This is a genomic window from Mannheimia cairinae (genome assembly GCF_028649535.1).
Taxonomy (GTDB): Bacteria; Pseudomonadota; Gammaproteobacteria; order Enterobacterales; family Pasteurellaceae; genus Mannheimia; species Mannheimia cairinae.
Genome location: NZ_JAQSJE010000009.1, coordinates 1 through 16,519 on the forward strand (window position 1 = coordinate 1; position 16,519 = coordinate 16,519).

Annotated in this window: 16 protein-coding genes and 2 pseudogenes; 14 read left to right on the forward strand and 4 right to left on the reverse strand. The window is 37.8% G+C overall.

The genetic code is table 11. The features are described from left to right. Positions 1-17: 17 nt before the first annotated feature. Positions 18-398 (reverse strand): annotated as a pseudogene (locus PTQ27_RS08885) (D-alanyl-D-alanine carboxypeptidase); the annotation flags it as partial. Between the two features lie 96 nt (positions 399-494). Here PTQ27_RS08885 and greA point away from each other — a divergent pair. From greA to PTQ27_RS08920, 6 genes and pseudogenes are all read left to right on the forward strand, one after another. Further along, positions 495-971, forward strand: coding sequence for a transcription elongation factor GreA (gene greA / locus PTQ27_RS08890; protein ID WP_273749037.1), 477 nt, complete (start codon positions 495-497; stop codon positions 969-971). A gap of 80 nt (positions 972-1,051) precedes the next feature. Next, a pseudogene (locus PTQ27_RS08895) lies at positions 1,052-1,942 on the forward strand (DMT family transporter). A gap of 57 nt (positions 1,943-1,999) precedes the next feature. Beyond that, on the forward strand, positions 2,000-2,854 hold the full coding sequence (gene djlA, locus PTQ27_RS08905) for a co-chaperone DjlA (protein WP_273749034.1): 855 nt from the start codon (positions 2,000-2,002) through the stop codon (positions 2,852-2,854). Beyond that, positions 2,854-3,480 carry a DUF2238 domain-containing protein gene (locus PTQ27_RS08910; protein WP_273749033.1) on the forward strand — a complete coding sequence of 209 codons (627 nt, stop codon included), beginning with the start codon at positions 2,854-2,856 and terminating at the stop codon, positions 3,478-3,480. The genes djlA and PTQ27_RS08910 overlap by 1 nt, the downstream gene beginning before the upstream one ends. Positions 3,481-3,549: 69 nt before the next feature. Further along, a complete protein-coding gene (dusC, locus tag PTQ27_RS08915; RefSeq protein WP_273749032.1) occupies positions 3,550-4,521 on the forward strand; it encodes a tRNA dihydrouridine(16) synthase DusC in 972 nt (323 codons plus the stop codon). Further along, entirely contained in the window at positions 4,502-5,545 is a 1,044-nt protein-coding gene (locus tag PTQ27_RS08920) for a YcjF family protein (protein WP_273749031.1), read from the forward strand. The genes dusC and PTQ27_RS08920 overlap by 20 nt, the downstream gene beginning before the upstream one ends. Positions 5,546-5,668: 123 nt before the next feature. Here the strand turns inward: PTQ27_RS08920 and bioB are convergent, their stop codons facing one another. Together bioB and pckA are read right to left on the reverse strand one after the other, a co-directional pair. Continuing rightward, the gene (gene bioB / locus PTQ27_RS08925; RefSeq protein ID WP_273749030.1) at positions 5,669-6,673 is read right to left on the reverse strand and encodes a biotin synthase BioB; all 1,005 of its coding nucleotides are present in this window, start codon (positions 6,671-6,673) and stop codon (positions 5,669-5,671) included. Positions 6,674-6,765: 92 nt separating this feature from the next. Then, positions 6,766-8,373 (reverse strand): phosphoenolpyruvate carboxykinase (ATP), encoded by a 1,608-nt coding sequence (gene pckA, locus PTQ27_RS08930; RefSeq protein WP_273749029.1) that lies wholly within the window; start codon positions 8,371-8,373, stop codon positions 6,766-6,768. Positions 8,374-8,649: 276 nt separating this feature from the next. On the opposite strand from pckA, the gene ftsB reads away from it, so the two are divergent. Genes ftsB through ispF form a run of 3 tightly spaced genes read left to right on the forward strand, consistent with a single transcriptional unit; the run spans position 8,650 to position 10,104 of the window. Continuing rightward, positions 8,650-8,928 carry a cell division protein FtsB gene (gene ftsB, locus PTQ27_RS08935; RefSeq protein WP_273749028.1) on the forward strand — a complete coding sequence of 93 codons (279 nt, stop codon included), beginning with the start codon at positions 8,650-8,652 and terminating at the stop codon, positions 8,926-8,928. A gap of 14 nt (positions 8,929-8,942) precedes the next feature. Continuing rightward, positions 8,943-9,626, forward strand: a complete 684-nt coding sequence (ispD, locus tag PTQ27_RS08940; RefSeq protein ID WP_273749027.1) for a 2-C-methyl-D-erythritol 4-phosphate cytidylyltransferase — start codon at positions 8,943-8,945, stop codon at positions 9,624-9,626. Between the two features lies 1 nt (position 9,627). Then, complete coding sequence (gene ispF / locus PTQ27_RS08945) at positions 9,628-10,104, forward strand: 2-C-methyl-D-erythritol 2,4-cyclodiphosphate synthase (protein WP_273749026.1); 477 nt, start codon at positions 9,628-9,630, stop codon at positions 10,102-10,104. Between the two features lie 33 nt (positions 10,105-10,137). On the opposite strand, the gene PTQ27_RS08950 is transcribed toward ispF, so the two are convergent. Then, on the reverse strand, positions 10,138-10,902 hold the full coding sequence (locus tag PTQ27_RS08950) for a TOBE domain-containing protein (protein ID WP_273749025.1): 765 nt from the start codon (positions 10,900-10,902) through the stop codon (positions 10,138-10,140). Between the two features lie 152 nt (positions 10,903-11,054). Here PTQ27_RS08950 and PTQ27_RS08955 point away from each other — a divergent pair, with 152 nt between their 5' ends. From PTQ27_RS08955 to PTQ27_RS08975, 5 genes are all read left to right on the forward strand, one after another. Then, positions 11,055-11,987 (forward strand): ABC transporter permease, encoded by a 933-nt coding sequence (locus tag PTQ27_RS08955; RefSeq protein WP_273749024.1) that lies wholly within the window; start codon positions 11,055-11,057, stop codon positions 11,985-11,987. 1 nt (position 11,988) lies between these two features. Next, positions 11,989-12,786, forward strand: coding sequence for an ABC transporter ATP-binding protein (locus tag PTQ27_RS08960; protein WP_273749023.1), 798 nt, complete (start codon positions 11,989-11,991; stop codon positions 12,784-12,786). A 547-nt stretch (positions 12,787-13,333) separates the two neighbouring features. Continuing rightward, positions 13,334-15,259 carry a DNA repair helicase YoaA gene (gene yoaA / locus PTQ27_RS08965; protein ID WP_273749022.1) on the forward strand — a complete coding sequence of 642 codons (1,926 nt, stop codon included), beginning with the start codon at positions 13,334-13,336 and terminating at the stop codon, positions 15,257-15,259. Positions 15,260-15,389: 130 nt separating this feature from the next. Beyond that, positions 15,390-15,755: a CidA/LrgA family protein gene (locus tag PTQ27_RS08970; RefSeq protein ID WP_273749021.1), complete on the forward strand. Its 366-nt coding sequence runs from the start codon at positions 15,390-15,392 to the stop codon at positions 15,753-15,755. 1 nt (position 15,756) lies between these two features. Beyond that, the gene (locus PTQ27_RS08975) at positions 15,757-16,443 is read left to right on the forward strand and encodes an LrgB family protein (RefSeq protein WP_273749020.1); all 687 of its coding nucleotides are present in this window, start codon (positions 15,757-15,759) and stop codon (positions 16,441-16,443) included. Positions 16,444-16,519 lie beyond the last annotated feature (76 nt).

Below are 16,519 nucleotides of genomic sequence, written 5' to 3' on the forward strand. Positions count from 1 at the left end.
GTTTTTTTGGCTCGCTACAGTAGGTAAATTTGACCGCTTGTAAGTTCAGGATCGCCAGTAAAGCGTGCGATTAAATCGCCTTTTAAAATGCCATTTTCAATAGCACCATTTGTGAGTAGTGCGGTTTGAAAGCGAAAATCATCGCTAAGGGCTAATTTTGCAGCTAGGGCAGTAAAGATTTTTTGGGTACTAGCCGGTAGCATAAATACATCGCTTTGATAGTGCGTGATAATTTGATTCGTCTCTAAATTTTTGGCAATAAAACTGGCTGAAGCACCAGCTGGTAGATGTTTTAGAAGTGCTTCGGTATTAATTTCTGCTTGGGTAATGTTTGGAAGAAGTAAGATAGATAAGATAAATTTAGAGAAAAAAGTGCGAGTAAAGTTTTTAAAAATCATAAGTAAAGGGGAGTTGAAATTTTTAATTAGAAAATGAATAATAGCCCTTTCAATTTAATTCGTAAACCGATAATTTTTAGTAAGGAAAACTATTTAATGAAACAAATTCCTATGACTGTGCGTGGTGCAGAGCAGCTACGTGAAGAATTGGATTTTTTAAAAAACGTGCGTCGCCCGCAAATTATTGATGCGATTGCAGAAGCTCGTGAACACGGCGATTTAAAAGAGAATGCAGAATATCACGCAGCTCGTGAACAGCAAGGTTTCTGCGAAGGTCGTATCCAAGAAATTGAAGGCAAATTAGGCAATGCACAAATTATTGACGTTACCAAAATGACAAATAACGGAAAAGTAATTTTTGGTGCAACCGTTGAGCTTGTTAATGTAGATACGGATGAAGAGGTAACTTACCGCATTGTAGGCGACGATGAAGCTAATATAAAAGAAGGGTTGATTTCTGTTAATTCGCCTATCGCTCGTGGTTTAGTTGGCAAAGAGGTTGATGATTCTGTCAGTATCACAACACCTGGCGGAAAAGTTGAATTTGACATCGTAGGTGTAGAATATATTTAATTCCTATACTCATTACACTATTTAAGCTCTGATTTTTGTTTCAAAATATCAGAGCTTCATTTTTATAGTTCTTTAGCATAATGACTTTTTGGCACTCTTTTTCCCCTTTGCTTAAAGCAATTCTTTGTATTTTATTATCTGCATTAGGCTTTGCTCTAATGGCTCTATTTATGAGGCTTTCAGGAGAGTTACCACTAGCAGAAAAAGCTATTTTTCGAAATGCAATTACTGCGTTAATTAGTGGTTGTATAGTTTGGAAAAATAAAGAGCGATTTTGGGGAATGGCTGCAAATCGCCCTCTATTAATAGCCCGTTCAATTAGTGGTTTATTAGGTATTTTATGTGGTGTTTATATTATCGATCATCTTGTATTAAGCGATGTCGATATGATAGGAAAACTCACTTCATTTATCTTGATTATACTTTCTGCTATCTTCCTTAAAGAAAAAGCTTCTTTGTTGCAGTATTTATTATGCTTAGTTGCATTTGTTGGAGCCATTTTTATCATTAAACCAGCCTTTGAACTTAAATTTATTCCCTATCTGATAGGGCTTATTGGTGCATTTTTTGCGGCAGTTGCTTATTTGTGCTTAAGATTACTCTCTAAAACAGCAGAAGTTGAGTCTCCAAATACAATAGTTTTCTTTTTTTCTGCATTTTCAACCTTGATATTACTACCATTCGTCATTATTAATTACATACCCTTAACCTAGCGACAAATAATCTATTTAATATTGGCTGGCCTCTCAGCTACGTTAGGACAATTTTGTGTTACAACTGCCTATAAATACGCTGCGGCAAAAGATGTTTCAATTTATAGTTATGCATCTGTTTTATTTAGTGCTATGTTAGGTATTATGTTTTTTGAACAATACCCAGATGCTTGGAGTGTCTTCGGGTATATAATTATTTTTATCTCAGGTTGGTGGATGTTTTTACTTACAAAAAGGCAGTTAAAACGAATTAATTAATCTTTGCTGTAAACTTTGTTAAACTATTTAAGTTTGCTTTATATAAAAGGATAGAAAATGCAATTTATTGGGAAAATAGTTGGTTTTATTTTAGGTTATCAGATATTTCACGGTTTATTTGGTGGTTTATTAGGTGCTTTTATTGGGCATTTAGCAGATAAAAAGTTGTATGAATTAGGTTCTGTTCGTTCAAGTATTTTTGGTAAGAATTTAACCCGCCAATTACTATTTACAAAAACCACATTTGCGGTGCTAGGGCATATCGCAAAGGCTAAAGGCCGTGTAACAGAAGCCGATATTGAATTAGCCAGAGCATTAATGGCTCGTTTAAAGCTTGATAGTGCCACTCAAAAAATGGCTCAAAATGCCTTTTCTTTAGGTAAAGATGCGGATTTCCCGCTACGCCAAGTGATCCAAGAATTTAGAGAAGCCTGTGGGCAGCGGGCCGATTTATTACGCTTTTTTGTAGAAGTGCAAATGCAAGCTGCACTGCAAGATGGCGAATTAGATGCAAATGAGCAACGTATTCTTTTCGCGATTGCAGAAACAATGGGAATGTCTCGTTTCCAGTTTGAACAAATGCTTTCGATGATCATCGCCGCTCAACAGTTCCGTGCAGGTGGATTTTATCAGCAACATACAGGTGGTTATCAACAATCTCAAGGTGGTTATGGCAATTATCAACAGCCGGCAAAACCAAGCATTGATGCCGCTTATACGGTGTTAGGCGTAACAGCTCAAGACGATCAAAATACGGTAAAACGTGCTTACCGTAAATTAATGAATGAACATCATCCAGATAAACTGGCAGCCAAAGGTTTACCAGATGAAATGATGGAATTAGCCAAAGAGAAGGCACAACAAATTCAATCTGCTTATGATTTAATTTGTAAAGTAAAAGGTTGGAAATAATGGACTCTCGTTCTCATATCATTCCGCTATTTTTAGCGATTGTGATTACGGCTATTGCGATTTGGTCTGGCTTAAACCCTACTGACAGAGCGGTTTGGTATGCAGAAGTGTTGCCTATTTTTGCGGTATTTGCAGTATTAATTGCAACTTACCCTAAATTCCAATTTAGTGGCTTAGCCTATTTCTTTATGTCGTTATGGCTGATTATGCACTTAATCGGAGCCAAATATACCTTTGCAAATGTGCCTTTTGAATGGGCAAATCAGTTTTTAACCCCATTTTTAGGTGAAGACCGCAACCATTTTGACCGTGTCGCTCACTATATTATCGGCTTTTATAGCTATCCAATGGCAGAATGGTTGCTGCGTAAACGTAAATGCGGAATGGGCGTTGCCTTTTTCTTCTCGCTATTTTTTATTATGTCAGTGGCGGCTGCTTATGAAATTATCGAATGGCAATATGCGGTGATTGAAGGTGGTGATGCAGGCATTGAGTTTTTAGGCTCGCAAGGCGATATTTGGGACGCTCAAAAAGATATGCTGGCAGACACGTTAGGGGCTTTAACGGCATTGATTATCTACCTTATTGTTCGCCCTGATCTGTGTATGCGAGACAAACATTTTTAACCCTTACAAGCGGCCGTTTTTAGCAAAAAATTCGCAAAAAAAGACCGCTCGTATTCAATATTTTAGTTAATGAACACAATTCCAAACGTTATTCTTGCCCCAATGCAAGGAGTGTTAGATCCTTTCGTCCGCAACCTCTTAACTTCAGTAAATGATTACGATCTCTGCATTTCTGAATTTGTGCGAGTGGTGGAGCAGAAGTTGCCTAAAAAAGCCTTTTACCGCTTATGCCCCGAATTAGCACAAGGCGGGTTAACCGATTCTGGCACACCTGTGCGAGTACAGATTTTAGGACAACATCCACAATGGTTAGCGGAAAATGCGGCTTTGGCGGTTGAATTAGGATCGCACGGTGTGGATCTAAACTGCGGTTGTCCTTCCAAAACGGTAAACGGGAGCAATGGCGGGGCATCGTTATTAAAAGAGCCGGAACTGATTTACCAAGCTACAAAAGCAATGCGAGAGGCAGTGCCAACTTCACAAATTGTTTCGGTAAAAGTGCGTCTTGGCTGGGATTCTGCCGAACAATGTTTTGAAATTGCTGATGCAGTTGCTCAAGGCGGTGCAAATGAAATTACGGTACACGGCAGAACCAAAATGGACGGCTATCGAGCCGAACGCATCAACTGGCAAGCGATTGGCGAAATTCAAAAACGGCTAACCATTCCTGTGATCGCCAATGGCGAAATCTGGGATTTTGAATCTGCAAAAAATTGCCAAAAAAGAACCGCTTGTCATTCATTGATGATCGGGCGAGGAGCATTAAATACACCAAATTTAAGCAAAGTGGTAAAATACAATGCCCCTAAAATGACGTGGAATGAGGTGCTTAAATTGTTATTCCAATATGTAAATATGGAAAATAAACAAGACACCGGCTTTTACCACGTGGCTCGCATTAAGCAATGGTTGCGTTATCTTGATAAAGAGTATCCGCAAGCGGTTGAATTATTTGAAATATTGAAAACCGAACACGGATATGATGGTCTAAAAGCACATATTGAAAAGGCGGTAGAAAAAGATGAAAAAACAAATTTTTAATGAAGAAGAGCAAACTTCTTCCCAAACATTTGAGCCAAAACAAGAATTTGATTTAAATGAAGTGGTTGTCGAAGAAGAAATTAAAGAAGTAGAGGCAGAACTTATTATTGAAGAAAGCCTTAAACCTTCTCGATTTTGGGTAAGAGTACTACTTGCCACCTTAGTGTTATTTGGTGTTGCGGTTATCACCCAAAGCGTGCAATGGTTAATCAACACATTCGAGCAAAAAGAGTGGATTTATTTTGCCTTCTCAATAGTCTTTTTTATTTTCAGCTTAGCAGGTGTGGGAGCGGTAATTTCTGAATGGCGAAAATTAGTCTATTTAAGAAAGCACCAACAAAACCAGCAAATGAGCAACCAATTATTATTGGAAAATTTACCCTCTAATGATGGCGAACAAGCGGTTAAATTTTGTGAAAATATTGCAAATAATCTAACTAATCTGCCCTCTGTCGAGCAATCTCAACAACGCTGGAAAAGCCAACTAAATGATGCCTATAACGCTAAAGAGGTGCTGTATCTGTTTAGTGAAAATGTATTAAAACCGATTGATAAACAAGTTAAACAGATGATCTCTCGCAATGCGGCAGAGAATGCGGTAATTGTGGCGGTTAGCCCTTTGGCGATTGTAGATGTATTGCTAATGGCAGCAAGAAATATTGCTTTGGTAAATAAAATTACCCGAGCTTATGGTATGGAGTTAGGTTATATCAGCCGTTTAAAACTGTTTAAAATGGTTTTAAACAATATGGTGTTTGCTGGGGCAACAGAAATTGCAACTGATGTTGGTATGGATTTCTTCTCGCAAAATCTCACGGCTAAACTTTCTTTGCGTGCTGCACAGGGTATTGGTGTGGGCTTACTAACCGCAAGATTGGGGATTAAAGCAATGGAATTTTGCCGACCTATTGCTTTCCAAGCCAATGAAAAACCGAAAATTTCGGCTATTCGCCAAGAATTACTTACATCAGTAAAAAATACAGTGTTTTCTAAAAATGAGATAAAAGAAAAAGAGCGGATTTAATAGATGAAAAGGCAGGATCAGTATTTTATTGATTCTGCCTTTTTATTAAAATAAAAATTAACCCTAAAAAATATTAGGGGTTGTTAAGGTTTTAGATTAAGTAACCTAACGTTCTAATCGATTTTAATTACATTGATATTGTAAAGGATACAAATTGAGCTTATCCATCAACTTACGGTCGTAATCTTCTTCTGGGTTTTCTGTGGTAAGAAGTTTATCGCCATAAAAAATCGAATTGGCTCCAGCCATAAAGCAAAGTGCTTGCATCGCTTCTGGCATTGCAGTTCTGCCGGCAGAAAGGCGAACAAAACTTTTTGGCATTGTAATACGGGCTACCGCAATGGTGCGAACAAACTCTGTCCAATCTATATCTTCAGCATTCGCAAGAGGAGTACCTTCCACTTTAATAAGCTGATTAATTGGTACACTTTCGGGTTGGGGATCTAAATTGGCTAAGCTGGCAATCAGCCCTGCACGTTCAGGCCTGGTTTCATTCATACCAACAATACCGCCGCAACAAACTTTTAATCCAGCATTACGTACTTTTCCAAGGGTATCCATTCTGTCATCGTGGCTGCGGGTATGGATAATTTTATTATAACGTTCAGGATCTGTATCTAAATTATGGTTGTAGTAATCTAAGCCAGCTGCTTTTAATTCTTCCGCCATACCATCCTCAAGCATACCAAATGTGCCACAAGTTTCTAAACCAAGAGATTTTACCGCATTAACTATTTCAGAGACGACTTTGATGTCTTTAGGTTTTGGTCCTCGCCAAGCTGCTCCCATACAGAATCGGCTAGCACCTCTTGCTTTTGCTATTTGGGCTTTTGCAATAATTTCCTCAATATCCAGCATTGTTTGCTTTTCTACCCCTGTATCATAACGAGCAGATTGGGGGCAATATTCACAATCTTCAGCACAGCCCCCGGTTTTTATTGATAGTAGCGTTGAAAGTTGAATAGCATTTGGTTCAAAATTCTCACGATGAATTTGTGCTGCTTTAAATATTAGATCCATAAAAGGCATATCAAATAATTCTTCTACTTGGCATTTTCGCCAATATTGTGCGGTTGGGTGTGGTGTAAGCTCATCTTTGGCTTTGAGCTTGAGTTGAAAGGTAGTCACTTTTATATTCTCTCCTTTATGTAAAAGGAGTAAACCTAATCAGGTTTACTCCTTAATAGTGATATGATTTAATTATAGCTGATTTATGTTAATTATAACTTCGGACCAGCTGCAATTAATGCTTTACCTTCATCGTTGGTTGCATATTTTTCAAAGTTTTTCACAAATCTGCCCGCTAAGTCTTCTGCTTTTGCTTGCCATTGTGATTTGTCTTCGTAAGTGTTACGAGGATCTAAAATAGCCGTATCAACACCTGGTAATGCAGCTGGAATTGCTAAATCAAAGATTGGTAATTTACCCATTTCTGCATTATCAATAGAACCATCTAAGATTGCATCAATAATACCACGAGTATCTTTGATTGAGATACGTTTACCAGTACCGTTCCAACCAGTATTGACTAAGTAAGCTTCAGCACCTGCAGCTTCCATACGTTTTACTAACACTTCAGCATATTGTGTTGGGTGTAATGATAAGAATGCTGCACCGAAACACGCAGAGAATGTTGGTGTTGGTTCAGTAATACCACGTTCTGTACCAGCTAATTTCGCAGTAAAGCCTGATAAGAAATAGTATTTAGTTTGTTCAGGCGTTAATTTTGATACAGGTGGTAATACACCAAATGCGTCAGCGGTTAAGAAAATTACTTTTTTAGCGTGACCTGCTTTTGATGGTACCGCAATATTATCAATATGATGAATTGGGTAAGAAACACGAGTATTTTCTGTTTTTGATTTATCATCAAAATCGATAGTACCATCTTCACGAACAACCACGTTTTCTAATAATGCATCACGGCGAATTGCACGGTAAATATCTGGCTCATTCTCTTCAGAAAGGTTGATTGTTTTCGCATAGCAACCACCTTCGTAGTTGAATACACCATTTTCATCCCAACCGTGTTCATCATCCCCAATTAATTTACGTTTTGGATCTGTTGATAATGTCGTTTTACCAGTACCAGATAAACCGAAGAATACCGCAACATCGCCTTCTTCACCTACGTTTGCAGAGCAGTGCATTGAAGCAATACCTTTAAGTGGTAAGAAGTAGTTCATCATTGAGAATAAACCTTTTTTCATCTCACCGCCGTACCAAGTACCACCAATTAATTGCACACCTTCAGTCACATTAAATGCAACAAAATTTTCAGAATTTAAACCTTGTTCTTTCCAATCTGGGTTAGTTACTTTAGAACCGTTCATTACTACAAAATCAGGTTTGAAATCTTTCAATTCTGCTTCTGTTGGGCGAATAAACATATTTTTTACAAAGTGTGCTTGCCAAGCTACTTCTGTTACAATACGCACAGATAAACGATGTTCGGCACTTGCACCACAGAACGCATCAATAATAAATAAGCGTTTGTTTGAAAGTTCATTAGTCACTAAATTTTTTAAACTCTGCCAAGTTGATTGATTCATCGGCTTATTGTCGTTTTTTGCTGCCTCTGATGTCCACCAAACAGTGTCTTTAGTTGTTTCGTCTAAAACGATATATTTATCTTTTGGTGAACGGCCCGTAAAAATTCCTGTATCTACGGCTACCGCACCTAAATTGGTTAAAACTCCTTTTTCATAACCTTGAAGATCTGAATTCATCTCTTCTTCAAACAGTTGCTCATAGCTAGGATTACGAACGATTTCTTTTACATTAGTAATACCTAAGTCTGCAAGTTCTTGTTCAATACGATTTAACATAATGGTTACCTCATAATAGTTATAAAATTAACACTGGTGCCATTATACGGAAATAAAAAAAAAAAAATGTTACATACTTCAAATTTTTGAAATTTTGCTCCTAAAAAAAGTAAAAATTTCTAAATTAATTTGTTTTATGTCAAATTTTATGGCTTGCTTTAGATGCTTTTAAGTGAAATTTAACTGACAAGCGGTAAGATTTTTAGGAATTTTTGCAAATTCAGGGTAAAATTAAGCGGTTTTGTAATGACGATAAATTTACATAAGAGAATATAAATGCGTTTATTGATTATTTTGTTTGCATTATTGCTCGGCTATTTTCAATACAGTTTTTGGTTTGGAAAAAATGGCTGGAGTGATTATCAAGAAGTACAAGAGGAAGTAGCTGCTTTAAAAGCGGAAAATATGAAATTAGCAGCTCGAAATAAATTAATTGAAGCTGAAATTCAAGATTTGAAAAATGGTGTAGATGCTTTAGAAGAGCGGGCCAGGCTTGAGCGTGAAATGGTAAAAGAAAATGAAGTGTTTTACCGAATTGTGCCGAGATCTAAATAAAAAGAAAGAATAAAATGACCAGACAGATTATCGCTATAATTCCAGCCTCAGGTGTTGGTAGCCGAATGCAAGCAGAAAAGCCGAAGCAGTATTTACAATTATTAGGGAAAACTATTTTAGAACATACACTTTCCCTTTTTATTGCACATCCACAAATTAAAAAAGTGATTGTGGCAGTGGCTAAAGATGACCCTTTCTACCCTCAGCTTGAGATTTTAAAATCTCCTAAAGTAGAACTTGTGTTTGGGGGAGAAACTCGAGCAGACTCTGTACTGAATGCCCTTAAACAAATTAAAGTTGAAAATGCTTGGGCATTAGTCCACGATGCTGCTCGCCCTTGTCTTAAGCGGTCAGATTTAGATAAACTTTTGCAAGTTGATAACGAACAAGGTGCGATTCTTGCCATACCTGCGGTAGATACAATGAAAAGAGCCAAAGGAACTCAAATCTTGCATACAGAAGATAGAGCAACTTTATGGCACGCTTTAACACCGCAATTCTTCCCGGCACAACAATTAATTTTTGCATTAGAGTCTGCTTTTGAGAATGGGCAAGTTGTAACCGATGAAGCCTCAGCAATGGAGCTAAGTGGCTATCATCCACAATTGGTTGCAGGTAGAAGTGATAATTTAAAAATTACTCGTCCAGAAGATTTAGCCTTAGCAGAATTTTACCTTACCCATCATTTGGAGAAATAATATGATACGTATCGGACACGGTTTTGATGTGCACGCTTTTGGCGAAGATAGACCGCTTATTATTGCAGGTGTTGAAGTGCCTTATCACACTGGTTTTATTGCCCATAGCGATGGCGATGTTGCCTTACACGCTTTAACCGATGCCTTATTAGGAGCTGCCGCATTAGGTGATATTGGCAAATTATTTCCAGACACCGATATGCAATATAAAAATGCCGATAGCCGAGGGTTGCTAATTGAGGCTTATCGTCAAGTGCAAGCATTAGGCTATAAAGTGGGGAATGTGGATGTAACTATCATCGCCCAAGTACCGAGAATGCGTCCGCATATTGATAAAATGCGTCAAGTGATTGCCGATGATTTAAAATGCGATATTTCACTAGTTAATGTGAAAGCGACCACGACAGAAAAATTAGGCTTTACTGGACGGAGCGAAGGAATTGCGTGTGAAGCGGTTGCTTTATTACTAAAAGTATAATTAGTTTGTTATATTGCCCTAAATTATGTTGAATTAGAGTGTTGCTAAAATAATTTGCTCTGGTTCAATATGAATTGTTATATCATCATTAATTTGGGGCAAGAAATGTTCTGATGTTGTTGCACAGAATGTAACATTATTAACTTGCACGATAATTTCGTTTTGTCCATTTTGTTGATTAAAGGATTTTATTTTTCCTACAAAATTATTCTCACCAGAGCTAGATGGCTGCAGCTCAACCCAAGGTGCTTTAATCATTAACATTACCTCTCGCCCAAGAGATAAATTTAATCGTTCGCAACTTTTAAGGGTTATCTTAGCCATAATTTCTTTATCAATTCCCTCTATCTCAATACCAATAATAGCGTGAACACCGTCACGTTTAACAGAAGAGACTTTGCCAAAAAATTGGTTTCTTGCACTGGTCTGTAAAGCAGAATAGGCAGTAGCCACTAGGAGATTATCTAGTGGAATATCTTCATTGTGTAAAATTGCAAATGCTCGTTCTTGTGTTTGTTTTAGTAATTCGTAAAGCTGTAATAAACGTTCCGCATAGAGCGTTAAGCAAGTTCCGCCGCCTTGTTTGCCGCCAATATTTCGTTCAAGTAATGGTTTGGGGCTAAGTTTATTCATCGCATCAATATTATCCCACGCTGTTTTATAACTGACGCCCGCTAATTTAGCTGCTTGATTAATAGAACCAATTTTTTTAATTTGACGGAGCAGTTCCACTCGGCGAGGATCGGCAAATAGTTGTTGGTTTAGTTTAATCGTTAATAATATTTCGGCATTAAGCATATTTTGTCCTTTACGAATTGAAGAGACATACTATAACAAATAATTAGCTGATTTTATCTTAAAAATAGCGTAAAATGCCATTTTAAATCGTACTACTATAGTAGTGCATCCCCCTAAATTAGTTAAACTATATTCATTCAAATAAAAATAAAATGGACGGTATTATTCACTTCTTGAGTTCGTTTTTGACGAATATCACTTGGATCGGAGCTTTAGAACTCGGCTTAATTTATGCCCTTGTTGCGTTAGGTGTTTTGATCTCTTATAAAATTCTTGATTTCCCCGATCTTACCGCTGACGGCAGTTTCCCATTAGGGGGGGCGGTTTGTGTGATTTGCATTTTAAACCAAGTTGATCCTTGGCTTGCGACGTTATTCGGTGCGTTAGCCGGTGCAGTTGCAGGTATAATTACCGCAAGTTTGCATATTGGCTTTAAAATTGAAAAATTACTTGCCAGTATTTTGATGATGATCGCCCTTTATTCCATCAATTTACGCATTATGGGAATGCCAAATATCGCCATTCTTGGCGAAACCACAATTTACGATGTAATGCCGATTGAAAGTGATCTGCAACTTGCATTAGTCAGATTAGTAATGGCTCTTTTAGTGGTTGTCGTGGTAAAAGGCTTATTCGATTTATTCTTCGCAACTCAAATTGGCTTGGCGGTACGAGCAACTGGCACAAACAGCCGTATGGCGAAAGCCCAAGGGATTGCCATTAATAAAATGACGATTTTAGGTATGGCGATTTCCAATGCATTAATTGCCCTTGGCGGTGCTTTATATGTACAAAGTAACGGCGGTGTGGATATTTCTATTGGTGTGGGGACTATCGTAATTGGTTTAGCCGCAGTAATTATCGGCGAGGCAATTTTCTCGGTAAAACGCATTATTTGGCTGACCTTTGCGGTGATTATCGGTTCGGTTTTATATCGTTTCTTTATCGCCTTAGCGTTAAATAACGATACATTAAACGGCATTGGTTTTGGGCCACAAGACTTAAATCTTATTACTGCACTATTGGTGGTAATTGTGCTTGCGGTGCCTCGCATTAAGCAAAAACTGCTCGGTAAAAGAGGTTAATATGATAGAAGTACGTAACTTATTTATTACCTTCAATAAAGGCACAGCAATAGAAAACTCTGTCTTACGTGGGCTTTCTCTAAAAGTGGAACAAGGCGAATTTGTTTCAGTAATTGGCAGTAACGGAGCAGGGAAATCGACACTACTGAATGCAATTAGTGGCGATTGCAGTGTAGATTCTGGCGAGATTATCATTCAAGGCAACAAAGTGAATAAAACCACCACTTGGCAACGTGCAAACCAAGTAGCAAGGGTGTTTCAAGACCCAATGGCAGGTACTTGTGAAAGTTTAACTATTGAAGAAAATATGGCATTGGCTTACCAACGTGGCAGAAAGCGTGGGCTTGGTTTTGCAATTAACCGTTTAATGCGAGAATTTTTTAAAGAGAAGCTTTCGCTTTTGGGCTTAGGGTTAGAAAACCGCTTAACTGATCAAATGGGACGTTTATCTGGTGGGCAAAGGCAAGCAGTTAGCCTGTTAATGGCATCCCTTCAACCCTCAAATATTTTATTGTTAGACGAACATACTGCAGCACTTGATCCGAAAACTACCGATTTTGTGTTGGAACTGACCAATAAAATTGTGCGAGAACAACAACTAACCACCTTGATGGTTACACACTCAATGCGTCAAGCCCTTGATTATGGCGATAGAACTGTAATGTTGCATCAAGGACAAGTCGCTTTTGATGTAGCAGGCGAAGAGCGTAAAAGAATGGACGTGCCAGATCTTTTACAACTTTTCCAACAAAATCGACACGAACAGTTAAGTGATGATGGGTTATTGTTAGGGAATTAGTAGATATATTAAAAGTTATGCTACATAGTTCCCCTCTTTAGCAAAGAGGGATTAGGGGAGATTTGAACGTTATAATGGAAATATTGGTATAGATTAAAAAGAGCTGAGTTTTACTCTACCCATATTTCTAAATTGATTTCTTCGTAAATTTCTTTTGGCAAATCTCCCCCAGCCCCTCTTTACTAAAGAGGGGAGTAATATTTCAGAACGATGTGGCTAAAGTTGCGATTTTAGCAATTCCTGTTATACTTTTTGGCAATGAATCAACGTTAATTAAAATAGTTAATTCCTCATTATTGATATTGAGTATTTATAGTTTTTTAACACTCGGTCGTAAATTACGGCAACTGAAGGAGGTGTTGTGATGGAACTAGGCTGGAACCTAACAATAGGATTGATAATTCTAAACTTATTTCTATTTGGTTGGCTTTATATGATAAATAAAATCACCAAAGAACAATTACCCAAAGAGTAACAAATTCTAACTTTTCACAAGCGGTTGTTTTTGCAAAAAAGATTGCAAATTCGACCGCTTGCTTATTTTTAAATGACGAAATACGACGATAAAATTCTCCACGCTTTTAGTGATGATGGCTTATTAAGCCAGAATATTAAAGGCTTTCGCCCAAGAACCGCACAATTAGAAATGGCACAAGCGGTTGGAAAAGCGGTAAAGTTTGCAAATCCTGTTGTGGTTGAAGCTGGAACGGGGACGGGTAAAACCTTTGCCTATTTAGTGCCGGCATTGCTTTCGGGCAAGAAAACCATTGTTTCGACAGGCTCAAAAAATCTGCAAGATCAACTTTTTAACCGAGATCTACCAACCATTCAAAAAGCTTTGAAATATAAAGGCAAAGTCGCCTTGCTAAAAGGACGAGCGAATTATCTCTGCTTGGAACGGTTAGACCAAGTGGTGGCGATGGGCGTGCTGGGCGATAAGTCGGTGCTGGCTGATCTTAAAAAAGTAAGTAAATGGCATAACTCCACTAAAACAGGCGATTTAAGCGAATGTATCACCATTGCAGAAGATAGCCCGATTTTACCTCAATTAGTCAGTACCACAGAAAGCTGTTTAGGCTCAGATTGCCCGCATTTTAAAGATTGTTATGTGGTGCAAGCTCGCCGTAAGGCAATGGAAGCCGATGTTGTGGTGGTAAACCATCATCTATTCTGTGCCGATATGGCAGTGAAAGAAACAGGTTTTGGCGAGCTGATCCCCGAGGCGGAATTAGTGATCTTTGATGAAGCTCATCAACTGCCGGATATCGCCAGCCAATATTTCGGGCAATCCCTTTCTTCCCGTCAATTATTCGATATTTGCAAAGATACCAATATCGTTTATCGCACTGAATTAAAAGATGTGGCTCAACTTGATAAAGCTTCAGATCATTTAACCAAAGTGGTGCAAGATTTCCGTTTACTTATGGGCGGAGAAGGGCAAATTCGAGGCAATTTACGGGATTTGTTTCGGGATAAAAAAGTGGTCGATGGTTTAGTAAAAGTAGCGGAAAATATCGATTTTTTAAGTGATGTCGTGAAAAAATCATTAGGTCGTTCTGAAACCTTAGATAAAATTTTTGAGCGACTGGCGGAGGTTAAAATTCAGCTTAAAAAATTGATGGATACCACTGTTACGGGCTATTGTTATTGGTATGAAGCAAATGGGCGTTCGTTTGGTTTGCATATTACCCCTTTAACGGTGGCGGATAAATTTGGCGAGCAGTTGAAAAATCAGCAAATCGGTTGGGTGTTTACCTCAGCAACCCTTGAAGTTGGTGGGAAGTTCGATCATTTTTGCCAGCGTTTAGGTATTGAAAATGCTGAGCAATTAGTGCTACAAAGCCCCTTTGATTACCAAAATCAATCATTGCTTTGTGTGCCACGCTATTTGCCCGATACCAATAAAGCTCACACCTTAACGGCATTAGGGCAGATGTTAATGCCTGTGATTGAAGCAAATAACGGGCGTTGTTTCCTGCTTTGTACCTCTTATTATATGATGCGTGGCTTGGCGGATTTTTTACGTGAACATAGTTCGTTAAATGTATTGTTACAAGGCGAAACGAGCAAAAGTCGCTTATTAGAAAAATTTGTGCAAGAAGAGCATTCCGTCTTGGTAGCAACCCAAAGTTTCTGGGAAGGGATTGATGTCAGAGGCGATGATTTATCGTTGGTGATTATTGATAAATTGCCTTTTACTTCGCCTGATGAACCGCTACTTAAAGCTCGAATGGAAGATTGCCGATTACAAGGTGGAGAGCCTTTTAATGATATTCAAATTCCAGAAGCGGTAATTACTTTAAAACAAGGTGTTGGGCGTTTGATTAGAGATGTAACTGACCGAGGAGTGGTTATTATCTGCGATTCCCGCTTAGTGATGCGAAATTATGGGCAGACTTTCTTAAAGAGTTTACCGCCAGCTAAGCGAACGAGAGATCTTGATCAAGTTATTCGCTTTTTACAGGCAAAATAACGAAAAAATGATTTAAAGTTAAATTTACAAGCGGTATGATTTTCAGCAGATTTTGCAAGTAGAGAAATAACGAATTTCTTTGCAAAAAATTTGAGAAATTTAACCGCTTGTTTTTATTTGAGGATATTAAATGTTACTTAAAGCAATTCGTATCGTCCTTTCATTGGCGTTACTATTTGGAATGCTTTATTTAGGCAAGTTGATGGCATTTTTAGTGCCGATTGGTATGCCGGATAGTATTTGGGGAATGTTACTATTATTTAGTTGTTTAGTGATTGGGGTTATTAAAGTAGAGTGGATTACACCGGGTGCTAGACCCTTAACCCGATATATGACAATCTTTTTTCTGCCAATTTGTGCAGAGTTAATCGAACATTTAGATTTATTGCGACACAACTTAGATACTTTTGTATTATCCACTATTTTAAGTACTACCGTTTCTCTTGTTGCGATAGGTTTATTTGCACAATGGTTGTTTCACCGTAATAGAGGTTAAGATGATATATATTTATTCCTTACTAACCTTAGTCGCTTTTATTATTGGTTTAAAAGTAAGTAAAAAATTAGGTATTACGCTTTTAAATCCATTTTTAATTGCTTTAACTATTTTGATTAGCTCTTTAATTCTATTTGATATTTCCTATCAGACATATTACCAAGGCAATTTTCCACTCAATAATTTTTTAGGGGTTTCTATTGTTGCCTTAGCTCTCCCTTTTTATGAACAATTACCCAAAATTCGTAAAAAATGGAAAGAGATTGTATTAATTTTAATTTTTGGATCTGTCGTTACTTTATTAACAGGGGTTGGATTTGCTGTACTATTTGGTGCAAGCCAAGATATTTTAGCAGCAGTGTTGCCTAAATCAGTTTCAGTACCGATAGCAATAGCAATTTCGCACGAAGTAGATGGAAATGCGGCGGTGGCAGCAGTTGGTGTAATGATTGCTGGGCTGACTGGGTCTATATTCGGTTTATCGCTTTTACGCATACTGAAAATACGTAATCATTATGCTATTGGCTTAAGTATGGGAACAGTTTCTCACGCTTTAGGAACAGGCAGAAGTTTAGAATATAGTATGAAAGCAGGGAGTTATAGTTCTATCGCATTGGTTGCTTGTGGGGTACTTTCGTCTATTTTTGCACCTTTAATCTTTAAAGTTGTTGTCGCCTTATGTTACTAATTTTGCTTAAATTTCAAACGCAAAGACTCTTAATTTGGTAACCTTTTGAAATCAAGGTACAATAGCCACGTTTTTT